The following is a 15,810-nucleotide window of genomic DNA, read 5'->3' as shown; positions in this document are numbered from 1 at the left end:
TCCACGCCGCGGACGGAAGCACAGGGCGCTTGTGCTGGCGCGCCAAAGCCGCCAGTGGAGAGGATCGCCGCCCCGCAAAGGAAGCCCCGATGGTCGACCCCCTGCCCGCTCTCTGCCTGATCGCCATGCCCGGCCGCCGGCGCCGCACGATCGAGCTCTGCCAGGAGGCCGAAAGGCGCGGCTATGCCGGCATCTACGTGCCGAGCCCCTTCGGCAACATGTCGATGTGCGAGGCGCTGGCCTGGAACACGCGCTCGGTGACCTTCGGCACGGCGATCGCGCCGATCTACCAGCGTACCCTCGTCGACTTCGCCCAGAGCGCCGCCATGATGCACGAGGTGTCGGAGGGCCGCTTCCGGCTGGGCATCGGCATCGCCCACGGCCCGTCGCACGTGCGCATGGGGGTGACGCCCGGCAAGCCGCTGGCCGACACCCGCGCCTTCATCGAGAAGTTCCGCGCCGAGAAGACTTTCGGGGCCCTGCCGCCGATTATCGTCGCGGCGCTGCGCAAGCGCATGGTGGCGCTGGCCGGCGAGCTGGCCGAGGGCGTGGTCTTCGCCAACGCCTCCCTGTCGCACATGGGCCAGTCGCTGCAGGCGCTGCCGGAGGCCAAGCGGCGGTCGGCCGACTTCTTCATCGGCAACATGATCCCGACCTGCATCAGCGACGATGCCGCCGCCGCCGAGGCGGTCAACCGGCGCACCCTCACCAACTACGCCTTCCTGCCCAACTACCGGAACTACTGGAAGGAAGCCGGCTACGTCGAGGAGATGGAGGCGATCGAGAAGGCGATCGCCGAGGGACGGCGCGACGACGTGCCGAAATACCTCACCACGCGGTGGCTGTCGGACAACACGCTGTTCGGGCCGGCGTCGAAGGTGCGCGAGGGGATCGAGGCATGGCGCGCGGCGGGCGTGCACACCCCGATCGTCGTGCCCTCGTCGGCCGCCGGCAACCAGATGAAGGCGATCGAGGAGGTCTTCGCGACCTTCTCCTGAGCCGGAAGGATTCCGCGGCGCTCGCGCCGTCCGGCAACCTTTCGCCCTCGCCTCTGTTCTCCGGGCTCCCGCCAGGACCGGAGGCAGAGATGGTGAAGCTCGGCTACAAGCTGATGTCGGAAGAACACGGGCCCGCAGACCTGGTGCGCAATGCGCGGCGCGCCGAGCGGGCCGGCTTCGCGTTCGCCGCCATTTCCGACCACTTCTTTCCCTGGCTGGAGGAGCAGGGCCATGCGCCATTCGCCTGGTCGGTGCTGGGTGCGATCGCCCAGGCGACCGAGCAGCTCGGCCTGATGACGGCGGTGACCTGCCCCATCATGCGCTACCATCCGGCCGTCATCGCCCAGGCCGCGGCAACCATGGGCGTGCTCGCCGATGGTCGCTTCACGCTCGGCCTCGGCGCCGGGGAACGTCTCAACGAGCATGTCGTGGGCGAAGGCTGGCCGGGCGTCGCCGAGCGGCACGAGAGGCTGGCGGAGGCGCTCGAGATCATCCAGGGCCTTCTGGCCGGCAAGCTCACCACCTGGCGGGGCGAGCATTTTCGCCTCGACCATGCCCGCCTGTTCGACCGGCCGACGCGCAAGCCCGACGTGATCGTGGCGGCGGGCGGGCCAGACGCCGCGCAGCTCGCCGCGGACAAGGCCGACGGGCTGATCGTGACCGAACCCAGGAAGGAGCTGATCTCGGCCTATCGCAAGGGCGGCGGCAAGGGCCCGCGCTTCGCCGAGGTCGCGTTGTGCTGCGGCGCCGACGAGGGCAAGGCACGCGAGACCGCGCATCGCTATTTCCGCTGGTCCCTGGCCGGCTGGCCGGTGCTCGCCGAGCTGCCGCACGACGAGGCGTTCGCCGCGGCGACGCAGCACGTCTCCGTCGAGGCGGTCGGCGAGAGCATCAGCTGCGGTCCCTCGATCGACGCGCATCTCGAGGCAGTCACCAAGTTCGTCGACGCCGGCTGCGATCACATCATCCTGAACCAGATCGGTCCGGACCAGGATTTCTTCTTCGACTTCTTCGAGCACAAGCTGGCTCCCGCTCTCCAGGAGCGGAAGAAAAAGGCGGCATAACCGGCCGAGCGTCGTGGAGGCTCAGGCCTCCTCGACCGCGGCCGCGTCTTCGGGTCGATCTTGCGCGAATAGAGCCGATACTGGCCCGACGACAACTTGCGGATCATGCCCGTCCTCCCTCGCCCGGATCCGCCGCGTCGAGCGCGGCGGGCGCCAGTTTCAAGGAAACGTCAGCAGGCGGCGCGGGTTACGCACCAGGATGGCGTCGATCTCGTCCTCGCTGTAGCCGCGGTCGCGCATCAGCGGGACGACGTTGCGGAAGATGTGGCCGTAGCCGTGGCCTCCGAAGACGCTGAGCCGCGTGCGGTAGCAGATGTCGTGGCTGATCACGACGCGGTCGAGATGACCGTGGTCGATAAGGGTGCGGATCAGGCGCAGCCGCGTCGCGTCGTTCGGCATGTCGATGTCGGACAGCCGGTAGAAGCTCTGCTCCTGGCCGAACAGGTCGAACTCGACGGTGACGCCGGAATCGGCCAGGCGCACCAGCCGGTCCTCGTCGAAGATGGTGCGGTCGATGTGGCTGATCACCACCCGCTCGGTCGGCTTGCCCGCCGCCCGGATGAAGTCGGCGACCTCCTGCGGCTGGTCGGGATGGCGGCCGGGATGGACGTTGATCGCCGCCCCGGTCTCCTCGGCGGCGACGAGGGCAGCCTGCATCACCTTCTTCTCGGTCGCGGTCCACGGCGACTGGCAGCCGATCTCGCCGATCATGCCGGCCCGCACGTCGGTGCCCCAGGCGCCGTGCAGCACCTGGCCGATCATCTCGTCGGCCAGGTCGTCGACCGACCGCGCGTGGTTGCGCGGGTCCTGGAAGTCGTCGACGTAGTGGCCGCAGCCCATGATCACGTTCACGCCGGTGCCGGCGGCGATGCGGCGCAGGCCCTCGGGATCGGGCGAGAGGCCGCCGCAGGTCAGCTCGACGATGGCGTCGCCGCCGTCGTTCTTCATCATCGCCACCTCGCGGGTGGCGATGTCCTCGAGGTCGAGCATGTACTTGCGGCCGGTCCGCTTCATGCCGCGGCCGTAGTTCATCTCCCAGACGTTCTCGAGAGTGATCTCCGGACCGAGGTCGTTGGCGGTGCGGAGGTCGGGCGGGCGGATGTCGCAAAGGACGTGCTCGTGCATCAGCGTGCGGCCGAGCTGCTCGGGCGCGATCGGCCCGAGCACCGTCTGGATCCTGCCGCTGAGCGCGCTGCCGCTCATTGCGGCTCGAGCTTCGCCGCGGTGACCACCTTCTTCCACTTCACGGTCTCGCTCTCCATGAACTTCAGCAGAGCGGCCGCGTCGCCCGCCAGCTCGGCGGCGCCGGCATCGCGGATCTTCTTGATGACCGCCTCGGAACGGATGCCCTTGGTGATCTCCGTCGACAGCTTGGTCACGATGTCGGGCGGCGTGCCGGCCGGCGCCGACACGTACCACCACGGCGCGGCGTCGAAGCCGGGATAGCCCTGCTCGGCGATGGTCGGCACGTCGGGCGCCGCGAACCAGCGCTTGGCCGTGCTGACGCCCAGCGCCCGCAGCGCGCCCGACTGGATGTGCTGCAGGTAGGGCGGCAGGTTGTCCATCGCCGTCGGGATGTGGCCGGCCAGCAGGTCCTTCAGGACCAGCGAGCTGCCGCGATAGACGACATGCTCCAGCTTGATGCCGGCCCGCTCCGCCAGATACTCCATCGCGAGGTTGCCGCTGCCGCCGATCGCCGGCGAGCCGTAGCTGACCTTGTTGGGTCCCTGCTGCTTGCAGTAGTCGACGAACTCCTTGAGCGTCTTGGCCGGGAAGCTCGGGTGGACGACGAGCACGTTCGCCACCTCGCCGACCAGGGCGACCGGCGCGAAATTCTTCAGGCTGTCGTAGGGCATGGCCTTGTAGAGGAACTGGTTCGTGACGGCGGTGCCGATCGTGCCCAGCAGCAGCGTGTAGCCGTCGGGCGGCGCCTTGGCGACCAGCTCGGCGCCGAGATTGCCGCCGGCGCCGGCCTTGTTGTCGACGATCACCTGCTGGCCCCAGACCTCCGTCAGGTACTGGGCGACGATGCGGCCCAGGAGATCGGTGGTGCCACCTGGCGCGAACGGCACGACCAGGCGGATCTGCTTGCTGGGATAGGCGTCCTGGGCGTGCCCGGCGCGGGCGAGGAACGGCGTGGCCAAGGCTCCCGCCAACGCAACGCGGCGGGTAATCGTCGATGTCATGGGGCTCCTTCCAAGGTTTGCCGGACTATATCGTTCCTTGCCCACGACACAACGCGGCGCGCATTCCGGCAGGCGAGGCCGTCGAATGCCGGCGAGCGACTGGAAAATCGGATGCCGGCTGCTCAGCCGCCCCGGCCCGTTCGGCGCCGGGGCCGGACAGGGTGGCCGACCGCACGATGCCGTGCGCCGACGGTAGGCAAGACGATCGACCGAACGATACAGTCCGCGCATGGACATGGATCTCAAGCTTCTCGAGCACGCGGTGGTGCTCGCGAAGCACCGGCATTTCGGACGCGCCGCCGCCGCCCTGCGCATCAGCCAGCCGACGCTCAGCCGCAACATCGCCGCGCTGGAGAAGCGGCTGGGGCTGCGCGTGTTCGAGCGCTCGCGCCGCGACGTCGTGGCGACGCCCGCGGGTGACGACTTCCTCAGGATGGCGGACGAGCTCGTGGCGCGCGCCGCCGTCCTGTCGAGCCAGCTCCAGCAGGTGCGCGACGGCCGGGCCGGCCGGCTGCGCGTGGCGGCCGGCGCCTTCATCCACGACATCGCCGTGCAGCCGGCGGCGATCGAGCTGATCCGCAGCCATCCCGACATCCGCCTCGAGCTGCTCGAGCGGGAATGGACGGCGGTGCTCGCCCTGCTCATGACCGACCAGATCGACTTCGCCGTGTTCGACGTCGGCTCGCTCGGCCGCATGCCGAGCCTGCGCACCGATCCGCTGGCGGTGCTGCACGGCGTCCATTTCTGCCGGACCGGCCATCCCCTGCTGCGGAAGGCGCGGCTGCAGGCCGACGACCTGCGCCGCTACCCTTTCGCGATGCCCGCCGTGGCGCAGCAGCATCTCGGCATGATCGGCGGCTTCGATGCCGGCCTGACGGTCGACCGGGGAGCCGGCTCGATCCTGGCCTCGATCGCCGTCTCCCCCTTCCACAGTGCGCGCGACTTCGTCGCCGAGACCGACGCGATCAGCGTCGGCCACATGAGCCAGATCGCCGCCGACGTGGCCGCCGGTCGCCTGGCGGTGCTCGACACGTCGGGCCTGGCGCCGAGGCCGGTGGTCAAGATGGGCATCGCCTACAAGCGCGACCGGACATTGCCGCCGGCGGCGCGCCTGCTGCTCTCCCTGATCCGCAAGCGCACCCGCGAGGCGGCCCGCCTCGAATAGGTTCGCGCGGCGATCACAAGGGCGTGGAAAGGCCGCCGGCTTCGGGCGACTATGCGGGCGATTTCCGGGGGAGAGTTCAGTGACATCACCGCTTACCGGCTACGCCGACCGGGTCTCGGTCCGGACCGGAGACAAGATCGGCTTCAAGGTTTCGAGCGTCGGCCCCGGCCCCTACAGCGCCATGCTGGTGCGCATCGTGCGCGGCGACCCCAACCCCGGCGGACCGGCCCAGAAGCTCGAGGACATGTCGGACCTGTTCGACGGCCGCTTCGCCTCGCGCCAGCAGCACGCCTGGCCCGGCTCCTATGCCCGCATCGAGGGCGCCGCCGAGGCCCGCCTGCCGGCAGCGCTCTCCGTCGAGGCGCTGATCTGGCCGACCCTGCCCGAGGACGGGCCGCAGACCGTGATCTCGCGCCGCGACCCGGCGTCGGGCGCGGGCTTCGCCCTGGTGCTGACGCCCGACGGCATGGCGCTGGAATGCGGCGGGGCCCGGATCGTCACCGGCCGCAAGCTGCGCAACCGCGCCTGGTATCGGGTCTGGGCCTCGGCCGATCCCGAGAGCGGCGTGATGCGGGTCGGCCAGCAGCCGCTGAAGCGGGCCTATGCGGTCGACGACGAGGGAGAGGCGTCGACCCGGGCCGACGGGCTCGCGATCGAGGCCGCCCAGCCGCTGCTGATCGGCGCGGAGGCCGCCACCGACCGGCCGGCCGGGCGCTGCTTCAACGGCAAGATCGAGGCGCCCCGAGTCGCAGGCTATGCCGCCTGGGACTTCGCCCGCCGAATCGGCACGCTGGAGGTCGAGGACACGGGCCCCAACGGCCTGCACGGCCGGCTGGTGAACCTGCCGACGCGGGCGATGAAGGGCGCCGCCTGGGCCGGACCCGAGCGCGACTGGAAGCAGGCGCCCGACCAGTACGCCGCCATCCACTTCCATGACGACGATCTGCACGATTGCGGCTGGGCCGACGATTTCGTCTTCACCGTGCCGCGCGAGATGAAGAGCGGCGTCTACGGCATGCAGCTGCGCTGCGGCCCGCATCGCGACGTCATCCCCTTCTTCGTGCGCCCGCAGGTCGGCAAGCCGCAGGCCAAGGTCTGCTACATCGCCTCGACCTTCACCTACCAGGTCTACGGCAACTTCTCGCGCGGCCTGTTCAACGAGCCGTTCCGCGAGCGCGTCGCGGCGTGGAAGGCGGCGGCCAACAATCCCGACGACAACAAGGATTACGGCCTGTCGACCTACAACTTCCACCGCGACGGCTCGGGCGTCGCCTATTCCTCGCACCTGCGGCCGCTGCTGACCTGGCGGCCCGACTTCATGACCTTCTTCGACGAGGCGGGGTCGGGCCTGCGCCACCTGCCGGCCGACACGCATCTCACGGGCTGGCTCGACCGCATGGGCATCGCCTTCGACGTCGTCACCGACCACGACCTGCACGACAAGGGCGTCGACATCCTGAAGTCCTACAAGGTCGTGATGACCGGCACGCATCCGGAGTATCACACGCAGCAGACGCTCGATGCGCTGCAGGCCTACACCGAGACCGGCGGACGGCTGATGTATCTCGGCGGCAACGGCTTCTACTGGCGGGTGGCGCTGTCGGACGCGGTGCCGGGCGCGATCGAGGTGCGCCGGACCGAGGGCGGCATCCGCACCTGGCCGGCCGAGCCCGGCGAGTACTACCATTCCTTCGACGGTGCCTATGGCGGCCTGTGGCGCCGTTCGGACCGGCCGCCCAACCTCCTGTGCGGCATCGGATTCTCCAGCCAGGGCCTGTTCGTGGGCGACGCCTTCCGCCAGACCGCGGCGGCGCGCGACAACCATCATGCCTGGGTCTTCGAGGGCGTGAAGGACGAGCTGTTCGGCGGCTACGGCTTCTCGGGCGGCGGCGCGGCGGGCTTCGAGCTCGACCGGCTGGACCATCGCCTCGGCAGCCCGCTCAACGCGGTGGTGCTGGCCTCCTCGGAAGGCCACGACCGCAAGGAGTTCGTGGTGGTCCACGAGGAGCGGCTCGGCTTCAACACGACCGTGCCGGGGCAGACCCTCGAGGAGCTGATCCGCGCCGACATGACCTACATCGAGAAGCCGCAGGGCGGCGCGGTGTTCTCGACCGGCTCGATCACCTATTGCGGCAGCCTGCCGCACAACAAGTACGACAACGACGTGTCGCGGCTCACCTTCAACGTGGTCAACCGGTTCGGCGAGCTCGGCCTCAAGTGGCCGTTCTGAGCGATCGCGCCTTGGCCGTCGCCTCGTCGGCGAGGGCCGCCAGCAGCCCCTTGCAGCTGGCCTCGATGAGATCGAGCGCACGCTCGTAGTCCTGCGGCGTGCCGCCGTACGGATCCTGGATGTCGGTGATCGACGGCATCGGCCCGAAGCGCGTCAGGAGCTGGATGCGGTCGATCTTGTCGCGCGGCGCCATCCAGCGCAGGTCCGCGACATGGCCGCGGTCCATCGCCAGGACATGGTCGGCGGCCCCAATGTCTTCCTTGCTGACGGGATGGGAACGCTGGGCCGCAATGTCGTAGCCGCGCCGGGCCGCCGCCTCGATCGCGGCCGACGTCGGCGGCTCGCCGGCATGGATGCCGGTGGTTCCGGCCGAGGCAATCGAGAAGGCTGCGCCCAGCCCGGCCTTGTCGGCCAGCGCGCGGAACACGCCCTCGGCCATGGGCGAGCGGCAGATATTGGCGGTGCAGACGAAGAGGACCCCGATGGTCATGGTCCGCGACCCTAGCACAAGGTTAGAGTGACGCCATGCACCAGGATTTCATGTCTCCGAGGATCGTGGTCCTGACCGGCGCCGGCATCTCCAAGGAAAGCGGCATCGAAACGTTCCGCGACAAGGACGGGCTGTGGAGCCGCGTCGACCTCGAGGAGGTCGCGACCCTGGAGGCCTGGCACCGCGACAGGAGGAAGGTGCTCGACTTCTACAACGACACGCGCCGCATGTTCCGCGCCGCCCATGTCGCGCCCAACGCCGCCCATCGCGCCCTGGCCCATCTCGAAAGCGCCTATGACGGCGAGGTCACCATCGTCACGCAGAACATCGACCCGCTGCACGAGATGGCGGGCTCGAAGAACGTGATCCACATGCACGGCCGCGACGGCGAGATCCGCTGCATGGCCTGCGGCCACGTCTTCGACTCGGAAATCGACCTCGACCCGCAATCCGTCTGCCCCCACTGCCGGACGGTCGGCGAGCTCCGGCCCAACATCGTCTGGTTCGGCGAGATGCCGCACCAGATGGACGAGATCCACGCGGCGCTGGAACGCTGCGGCCTCTTCCTCTCGGTCGGCACGTCCGGGGAGGTCTATCCCGCCGCCGGCTTCGTCCTGCACGTGCGCCGGACCCAGCGCCGCGCCCGCACCGTCGAGCTCAACCTCGAGCCGACCGGCAACCAGCCACTGTTCCACGAGCACATCTACGGCCCCGCCACCCAGACCGTGCCGGCCTATGTCGAGCGCATCCTGGCCAAAGGCTGGCTGTAACCGAGGGAGGACGCCATGCCCGACACCACGACCGCCGCCTCGACCGCCGCCTCGACCGCCATCGTCCGGCCGCACGGCGCGGAGCACATCGCGCCCGACGCGCACGGAAGGAACTTCTATGCCGTCGACCGGCAGTTCCAGGACCTGTTGTCGCTCTACATGGACCCCGCCCTGCTGCGGCACATGACGCCGCATTTCGAGCGGCTGGGCGAGCTGGCCGGCGGCCGCCTCGACGACCTCGCGATGACGGCCGACAAGCATCCGCCCGTGCTGCAGCCGCGCGACCGGTTCGGTCGCGACGAGGACTGGATCGACTACCACCCGTCCTACCGCGAGATGGAGAAGATCGCGTTCGAGGAATTCGGCATGCACGCGATGAGCCATCGCGCCGGCGTGCTGGGCCTCGCGGAGACGGCGCATCCGCTGGTGAAATACGCGATCACCTATCTCTTCGTGCAGGCCGAGTTCGGCCTGATGTGCCCGGTCTCGGTGTCCGACACGTCGAACTTCATCATCAAGCGCTTCGGTTCGCCGGCGCTGAAGGCGTTGCTGCTCGACCGGCTGCTGAGCCAGGACCCGGCGACGATGCTCAAGGGCACGCAGTTCATGACCGAGAAGGCAGGCGGCTCCGACGTCGGCGCGCTGGAGACCGAGGCCGAGCGGATCGGGACCAACGATCCCGAGTTCAGGCCCGACGGCGTCGAGCGCTGGAAGCTCCATGGCCAGAAATGGTTCTGCAGCCATGCCGACGCCGACGTCGCCGTCCTGCTGGCGCGGCCGCGCGGCGCGGCGCCCGGCACGCGCGGGCTCGGCATGTTCGCCCTGCCGCGGCGGCTCGAGGACGGGCGGCGCAACAGCTACCGGATCGTGCGCCTGAAGGACAAGCTCGGCACGCGCTCCATGGCGTCGGGCGAGATCATCCTCGACGGCGCGGTCGCCTACCTGGTGGGCGACGTCGACAAGGGCTTCAAGCAGATGATGGAGCAGGTGAACCTGTCGCGGCTGAGCCACGGCGTGCGCGCCGCCGCGATGATGCGGCGCTGCCTCAACGAGGCGATGGTGGTCGCCCGCAGCCGCCGCGCCTTCGGCAAGCCGATCGGCGAGTACCCGCTGCTGCGCCGCCAGCTCATGAAGATCATGCTGCCGACCGAGCAGGCGCTGTCGATGTACGCCTTCTCCGCCGACGCGATGGGGCGGGCCAACGAGGGCGACCGCGACGCGGCCAACCTGCTGCGCATCCTGACGCCGGTCTACAAGTTCCGCGCCTGCCGCGACAATATCCCGGTCGCCAGCCAGGCGCTCGAGGTGCGCGGCGGCCTGGGCTACATCGAGGAGTGGGTGACGGCCCGCCTGGTGCGCGATGCCCAGATCGGCACGCTGTGGGAGGGCACCTCCAACATCAACGCCCTCGACGTGGTCCAGCGTGCCGTCGGCAAGAGCGGCGGCCACAAGGCCCTGACCGCTTCCCTGAAGGACCGGTTCGAGCGCTCCGATGCCCTGCCCGGCCAGTACAAGGGACTGCTGGGCGCGACGCTCGACCGGGTCGAGCGCTTCGTCGAGGCCATCGCCGCCGATCCCGCGCAGGAAAAGCGCTGCCGTCTGGCCGCCGGCGCGCTCTACCACGCGACGACGGCGGCACTGCTGGCCTGGGAGGGAGCGACGCTCGGCGCCCGCGGCGGCGATGCCCGCCGGCTGCTCCTGTCGCGCCTTGTGATCGAGCACCGGCTGGCGCCGCAGGACCCGCTGGCGCTGTCGGATTCGACCTGGGAACAGGAGGCGATGGATCTGCTGTTGCAGGACGCGCCGGTGCCTCTCGCGCGGGCCGCGTCTCTGGTAGGATAGGGCCATGACAGCCCCGCTCTCCCCGCCGCCCTGGACCGCGACGTCGGTGCTCCAGCGCTCCTACCAGATGGCGCGCGACAACTTCCCGGCCTTCGTCACGGTGACGTTGATCTTCGCTGCCGTCACAGCCGTGGTCGACGTGCTGAGCCTCGGCCTGCTCGGCGGTCTGGTCCATCTCCTGGCCGGCGTCGCCACGGCGATCTGCCTGACCTGGGCCACGTTGCAGGCGCTGGCCGGAAACAGGCCGGACTGGGAACCCATCCTGCGGCAGCTGCAGGGACCGCTGTTCGGCCGCCTGCTCCTCCTGGGCGTCATCCAGTACCTCGTCATCGCGCTGTCGACGATCCTCGTCATCCCGCCGTTCTTCCTGCTGCCGCTCTGGGCGGTGACGGTTCCCGCCATGATGGTCGAGCGGCTCGACATCGGCGGCGCCTTCAGCCGCAGCGCCGATCTCACCCGCGGCCGGCGCCTGCCGATCCTCGGCGCCTTCCTGCTGTGGTTCGTCTTCTTCCTCGTCGGCGGCTGGCTGATCCTGGCCCTGTTCGGCCACGGCGCGCTCGCCCGCCTCCTCCTCGCCGTCTATGGCGCCGTCGCGGCGATCGTCGTGCAGCCGCTGCCGGCGATCTTCTACGTGCTGCTGCGCGAGGAGAAGGAAGGCATGACGGCCGGCCAGATCACGGCCGCCCTGGACTAACTTCGCTTCACTTCTTCTTCTGGAAGGTCGGCGGGCCGGCGGTATCGACGGCTTCCTTGCTGTAGCCCTGCCAGGTCGTGGCGATGCCGTTGCCCTGGCGCGCCAGGGAGAACAGCTTCTGGCCGGGCGCATACTTCTTGTTGCCGAACTGGTCGAGCATCGAGCCGTTCTTGAAGCTGACGAACGTCACCTCGAGCTTGTCGCCGCTGGGCGTCGCCTTGCAGACGATATGCTCGTTGGTCTGCACGCCTTCGGCGTCGACGCGGCAGGTCGCTCCGTCGACGGTGAGCGTGTGCGTCACGAACAGCGCGATTCCGCCGGGATTCCTGCCCAGCCCCTGCTCGTAGACGTAGGTGCCGTCCCACGGGCCGGCGGCAAAGGCGGTGCCGGTCGCGCCGAGGGCGACGGCGAGGCACACCATGACGCTGCGCTTCATCGGAAACTCCTTGCTTTGAAAAGGGTGGAATCAGGACTCGCCGCCGGGCGGGACCTCGACAACCTTGTAGTCGGCGCCGCCCTTGGGCGACGGCCACAGGGCGACCAGGAAGGCCCGCTTGGTGCCGCACAGGTCGACAACCCAGCGTTCGTAGACATGGCCCGGCGCCGAGGTCCTGAACATCGCGCTTTTGGGCTCGTAGTCCTTGGCCAGCGGCGCCGTCTCGGCCGACGTCAGCGTGCCGCAGGAGTGCCGGCCCCTGGCATAGCCGAGGATGACGGTGAGCACGTCGCGCTTGAGCTGCGGCGTCGCATGGCTCTGGCCCACGATCTTGACGTCCGCCGCCACTCCAATCGCCGGGACGAGGGCGGCAAGCACGAGCGCCGGGCCGGTGAGGAATCGCACCATGCGGCCGCAACGCGCCCCATCTGACGCGGGTTGCTACCGCTTGGCGAGAACCTCCGCCGTATGCTCGCCCAGCAGCGGCTCGCGATAGAGCGGTCGCGACGGCTCGTCGTGAAATCGCACGACCGGCGCAAAGTGCTTGCGGCCGTCCTCGGCCACGACGATGGCGCCGCGCTTTGCCAGGTTGGGATCGGCGATCGCCTCGGGCAGCGTGTTGACCGGCCCCCAGCAGATGTCGAGCGTGTCGAGCCACTGCATCCAGTGCGCCAGCGGCTTCCCGCGGAAGGTCGCGGCGAGGAAGTCCATCACCGGCTTCTGGTGCGCGCCCGGCCATTCGCAGAGCTCCACGAGCTCCGGCCGTCCGAGCGCCCCGAGCAGCGCGCGGATGAACTTCATCTCCTGCCCGGCCACCACGAGCTGGCGGCCGTCCGCCGTGTCGTAGACGCGATAGAAGGCCGAGCCGCCGGTCGTGCGCTGGTTCTTCACGTCGGGATGGCGGTTCTCCTTGAAGGCGGTGCCGACCACGTTGGCGCAGGAGGCCATCAGCGCCTCGTGCATCGAGACGTCGATGTAGTCGCCCTTGCCCGTGGTCGTGCGCCGCAACAGCGCCATCAGCACGCCGGAGAGGCCGTGCAGGCCGCTCACCAGGTCGGCCACGGGAATGCCGGGGATCGCCGGCCTGCCGTCGTCGCCCAGGGTCAGCGACAGCACGCCGGTCATCGCCTCGAGCGCAAGGTCGTGCGCGGCGCGGCCGGGATAGGCGCCGTCCTGGCCGAAGGCGCTGATCGAGCAGTAGACGATGCCGGGGTTCTTCTCCCGGACCGCCTCGTAGCCGACGCCGAAGCGCGCCGCGACGCCGGGACGGAACGACTCGACCAGGACGTCGGCCTCGCAGGCCAGCCGGAACAGGTCGGCCCGCCCCTGCTCGCTCTTGAGGTCGAGCACGACGCTCTTCTTGCCGCGACCCATGTTGCGGAAGAACACCGAGGTGCGCTCGTCCGGCGGCAGGATGTGACGGCCCGGATCGCCGTCGGGCGGCTCGACCTTGATCACCTCGGCGCCATGATCGGCCAGCGCCGTCGTGAGGTACGGCCCCGGCAGGAACCAGGAGAGGTCGACGACCTTCAGACCTTCGAGCTTCATGTGTCCTTTTCCAGCAGAGCGTCGTTGTCGGCCCCGAGTGCCGAGCAGGCGGCCTGGGCCGGCCGCTCGCCGTCGATGCGCAGCGGATTGGCGATGACCCGCAGGCTGCCCTTCACCGGATGCGGCACGGCCGAGACCATGCCGGTCCCGCGCGCGAAGCCGCTATCGAGCGCCTGGTCGAGGCGATGGACGGGCGCCGCCGGCAGCACGCCGTTGAACCGCTGCAGCCACTCGGCCGTGGTGAGCCGGCGGAAGGTCGGGTCGAGCGCGTCCGTGAGTTCCGCCCGGTTGACGGCCCGCGTGTTGGGATCGGGGAAGCGCGGATCGGCCAGGAGATCCTCGCGGTCCATCGCCTTCACGAGCGACAGCCAGAACTTCTGGGTCATGCACATGATGAAGATCCAGCCGTCCCGGGTCGGGAAGGTCTGGACGGGCGCCAGCGACAGGTGAGCGCTTCTTGGCACGCGCGGCGAGACGTCGCCCTCGTTGAGGTACCAGACGCCGGGATAGGTGAGCTGGTGCATGGCGACGTCGTACAGGCAGGTCTCGACGTCGCAGCCCTGCCCCGTGGTCTTCGCCCGCAGCAGGCAGGCCAGCAGGCCCACGGCGCCGGTGAGGCCGCTCATGCTGTCGATCAGCGACACGCCGACCCGCGTCGGCGCGCCCTCGGGGTCGCCGGTCAGCTCCATCAGCCCGGCCTCGGCCTGCATCAGGAAATCGTAGCCCGGCCAGTCGGCGCGCTCGCCGGCGCGCCCGTAGGCCGAGATATGCAGGCAGACGATCGAGGGCTTGATCGACTTCAGGCTCGCATAGTCGATGCCGAGGCGGGCGGGCTGCGTGCCGCGCAGGTTGTTGACGACACAGTCGGCGCTCTTCACCAGCACCTCGAACTGCCGCCGGCCCTCGGCCGACTTGATGTCCAGCGTCACGCTCTTCTTGCCGAGGTTCCAGGCCTGGAAGTACTGGCTGTCGTCTGACCCGAGCCTGTGCGGGCCGACCTGGCGCGAGGGATCGCCCTCGGGCGCCTCGACCTTGATCACTTCGGCGCCGAGCTCGGCCAGGAACATGGTGCCGTAGGGCCCGGCGCCGAACTGCTCCAGCGTGAGCACGCGGATGCCCTCGAGAGGCTTCGAGGGGCTGCGGGCGCTCATAGTTCGGCGTGCCGCTTGATCCACTGGCGGGCGATGATGATGCGCTGCATCTCGTTGGTGCCCTCGCCGATGCAGGTGAGCGGCGCGTCGCGGTAGAGCCGCTCGATGTCGTATTCCTTGGAATAGCCGTAGGCGCCGTGGATGCGCATCGATTCGATGCTGTTCTCCAGCGCCGCCTCCGAGGAGAAGTACTTGGCCATGCCGGCCTGCAGGTCGCAGCGCTCGCCGCGATCGAAGGCATCGGCGGCGTCGAGCGTCAGCAGGCGGGCGGCGCGGGCGCGGGTCGCCATCTCGCCGAGCTTGAGCTGGATCGCCTGGTGCTCGCAGATCGGCTTGCCGAAGGTCTTGCGGATCTGCGAGTAGCTGGTCGCGAGCTTCAGCGCGCCCTCGGCGATGCCGACGCCGCGGGCCGCCACGTTGATGCGTCCGAGCTCCAGCCCGCCCGCCACCTGGGTGAAGCCGCGGCCCTCGACCTCGCCGATCAGGTGATCGGCCGGCACGCGGTAATCCTCGAAGATCAGTTCGCCGGAATCGATCGAATGGTAGCCGAGCTTCTCGAGCTTGCGGCCGACCCGGAAGCCCGGCCCCTTGGGCGCGATGAAAAGGCTCATGCCCGAATGGCGCGGCTGCGCCTCGGGGTTGGTCTTGACCAGGAGCGCGAAGCACGAGCCCTCGATGCCGTTGGAGATCCAGGTCTTCGTGCCGTTCAGCACGTAGTGGTCGCCCTCGCGCCGTGCTGTCAGCCGGATCGCCTGCAGGTCGGTGCCGGCGTCGGGCTCGGTCAGCGCCAGCCCGCCGCGTATCTCGCCCGAGGCCAGCTTGGGCAGCCAGTGGCGCTTCTGCGGCTCGGTGCCGAACTTCTCGATGGCGAGCGCCAGCATCAGGTGGGAGTTGAAGATTCCGGTGATCGCCATCCAGACCGCGGATACCTTCATGACGATCTCGGCATAGGTGCGGGCCGGCAGGCCGAGCCCGCCATAGTCCGGGCTCACCGTGGCGCCGAACAGGCCGAGCTCCTTCATCTGCTCGACGATCTCGGCCGGCCAGCGGTCGGCATGGTCGAATTCCTTGACCCGTGGCGCCACCTCGCGCTCGATCCAGCGGTCGATCGTCGCCAGAAGCTGCGCCTCGTCGGCCTTGTCCATCGTGTTCATGCCGTCCTCCCGCGCGCATCATCCTTCCCCGTCCCGTCCGGTGACAAGGCCGTGAGGCCGGAGGTCGAAACGCCGTCCGGCG

Annotated in this window: 15 protein-coding genes; 7 read left to right on the top strand and 8 right to left on the bottom strand. The window is 69.5% G+C overall.

Features of this window, described 5'->3' with window-relative positions; genetic code table 11:
• Positions 1-89 precede the first annotated feature (89 nt).
• Complete coding sequence (locus ACO073_RS09860; RefSeq protein ID WP_421997067.1) at positions 90-998, top strand: LLM class flavin-dependent oxidoreductase; 909 nt, start codon at positions 90-92, stop codon at positions 996-998.
• An 89-nt stretch (positions 999-1,087) separates the two neighbouring features.
• Positions 1,088-2,062, top strand: a complete 975-nt coding sequence (locus tag ACO073_RS09855; protein ID WP_421997065.1) for a TIGR03557 family F420-dependent LLM class oxidoreductase — start codon at positions 1,088-1,090, stop codon at positions 2,060-2,062.
• Between the two features lie 159 nt (positions 2,063-2,221).
• Here the strand turns inward: ACO073_RS09855 and ACO073_RS09850 are convergent, their stop codons facing one another.
• Together ACO073_RS09850 and ACO073_RS09845 are read right to left on the bottom strand one after the other, a co-directional pair.
• Entirely contained in the window at positions 2,222-3,265 is a 1,044-nt protein-coding gene (locus ACO073_RS09850; RefSeq protein WP_421997063.1) for a phosphotriesterase family protein, read from the bottom strand.
• Positions 3,262-4,248 carry a Bug family tripartite tricarboxylate transporter substrate binding protein gene (locus ACO073_RS09845; protein ID WP_421997061.1) on the bottom strand — a complete coding sequence of 329 codons (987 nt, stop codon included), beginning with the start codon at positions 4,246-4,248 and terminating at the stop codon, positions 3,262-3,264. Before ACO073_RS09845 ends, ACO073_RS09850 begins: the two co-directional genes overlap by 4 nt.
• A gap of 229 nt (positions 4,249-4,477) precedes the next feature.
• Between ACO073_RS09845 and ACO073_RS09840 the strand changes: the two genes are divergently transcribed.
• Together ACO073_RS09840 and ACO073_RS09835 are read left to right on the top strand one after the other, a co-directional pair.
• On the top strand, positions 4,478-5,413 hold the full coding sequence (locus ACO073_RS09840; RefSeq protein ID WP_421997059.1) for a LysR family transcriptional regulator: 936 nt from the start codon (positions 4,478-4,480) through the stop codon (positions 5,411-5,413).
• Between the two features lie 79 nt (positions 5,414-5,492).
• Positions 5,493-7,643: a N,N-dimethylformamidase beta subunit family domain-containing protein gene (locus ACO073_RS09835; protein WP_421997058.1), complete on the top strand. Its 2,151-nt coding sequence runs from the start codon at positions 5,493-5,495 to the stop codon at positions 7,641-7,643.
• Here ACO073_RS09835 and ACO073_RS09830 read toward each other — a convergent pair.
• Positions 7,627-8,133 (bottom strand): low molecular weight protein-tyrosine-phosphatase, encoded by a 507-nt coding sequence (locus tag ACO073_RS09830; RefSeq protein ID WP_421997056.1) that lies wholly within the window; start codon positions 8,131-8,133, stop codon positions 7,627-7,629. The two genes, ACO073_RS09835 and ACO073_RS09830, sit on opposite strands and share 17 nt — an antisense overlap.
• Positions 8,134-8,183: 50 nt before the next feature.
• Between ACO073_RS09830 and ACO073_RS09825 the strand changes: the two genes are divergently transcribed.
• Genes ACO073_RS09825 through ACO073_RS09815 form a run of 3 tightly spaced genes read left to right on the top strand, consistent with a single transcriptional unit; the run spans position 8,184 to position 11,439 of the window.
• The gene (locus ACO073_RS09825; protein WP_421997055.1) at positions 8,184-8,903 is read left to right on the top strand and encodes an NAD-dependent deacylase; all 720 of its coding nucleotides are present in this window, start codon (positions 8,184-8,186) and stop codon (positions 8,901-8,903) included.
• 15 nt (positions 8,904-8,918) lie between these two features.
• Positions 8,919-10,745, top strand: a complete 1,827-nt coding sequence (locus ACO073_RS09820) for an acyl-CoA dehydrogenase family protein (protein WP_421997054.1) — start codon at positions 8,919-8,921, stop codon at positions 10,743-10,745.
• A 4-nt stretch (positions 10,746-10,749) separates the two neighbouring features.
• Positions 10,750-11,439 carry a hypothetical protein gene (locus ACO073_RS09815; RefSeq protein WP_421997053.1) on the top strand — a complete coding sequence of 230 codons (690 nt, stop codon included), beginning with the start codon at positions 10,750-10,752 and terminating at the stop codon, positions 11,437-11,439.
• A gap of 7 nt (positions 11,440-11,446) precedes the next feature.
• Here ACO073_RS09815 and ACO073_RS09810 read toward each other — a convergent pair whose 3' ends face one another.
• The 5 genes from ACO073_RS09810 to ACO073_RS09790 are packed head-to-tail and all read right to left on the bottom strand — an operon-like array spanning position 11,447 to position 15,728.
• Positions 11,447-11,875, bottom strand: coding sequence for a DUF5991 domain-containing protein (locus ACO073_RS09810; protein ID WP_421997052.1), 429 nt, complete (start codon positions 11,873-11,875; stop codon positions 11,447-11,449).
• 30 nt (positions 11,876-11,905) lie between these two features.
• Positions 11,906-12,283 carry a hypothetical protein gene (locus tag ACO073_RS09805; protein ID WP_421997051.1) on the bottom strand — a complete coding sequence of 126 codons (378 nt, stop codon included), beginning with the start codon at positions 12,281-12,283 and terminating at the stop codon, positions 11,906-11,908.
• A gap of 33 nt (positions 12,284-12,316) precedes the next feature.
• On the bottom strand, positions 12,317-13,423 hold the full coding sequence (locus tag ACO073_RS09800) for a CaiB/BaiF CoA transferase family protein (RefSeq protein WP_421997050.1): 1,107 nt from the start codon (positions 13,421-13,423) through the stop codon (positions 12,317-12,319).
• Complete coding sequence (locus ACO073_RS09795; protein WP_421997049.1) at positions 13,420-14,574, bottom strand: CaiB/BaiF CoA transferase family protein; 1,155 nt, start codon at positions 14,572-14,574, stop codon at positions 13,420-13,422. Before ACO073_RS09795 ends, ACO073_RS09800 begins: the two co-directional genes overlap by 4 nt.
• Positions 14,571-15,728, bottom strand: a complete 1,158-nt coding sequence (locus tag ACO073_RS09790; protein ID WP_421997048.1) for an acyl-CoA dehydrogenase family protein — start codon at positions 15,726-15,728, stop codon at positions 14,571-14,573. The genes ACO073_RS09795 and ACO073_RS09790 overlap by 4 nt, the downstream gene beginning before the upstream one ends.
• Positions 15,729-15,810 lie beyond the last annotated feature (82 nt).

It is taken from the genome of Reyranella sp. (genome assembly GCF_965229815.1).
GTDB lineage: Bacteria > Pseudomonadota > Alphaproteobacteria > Reyranellales > Reyranellaceae > Reyranella.
Note: the sequence above shows the minus strand (reverse complement) of the source record. Positions and strands in the feature narration are given on the sequence as shown.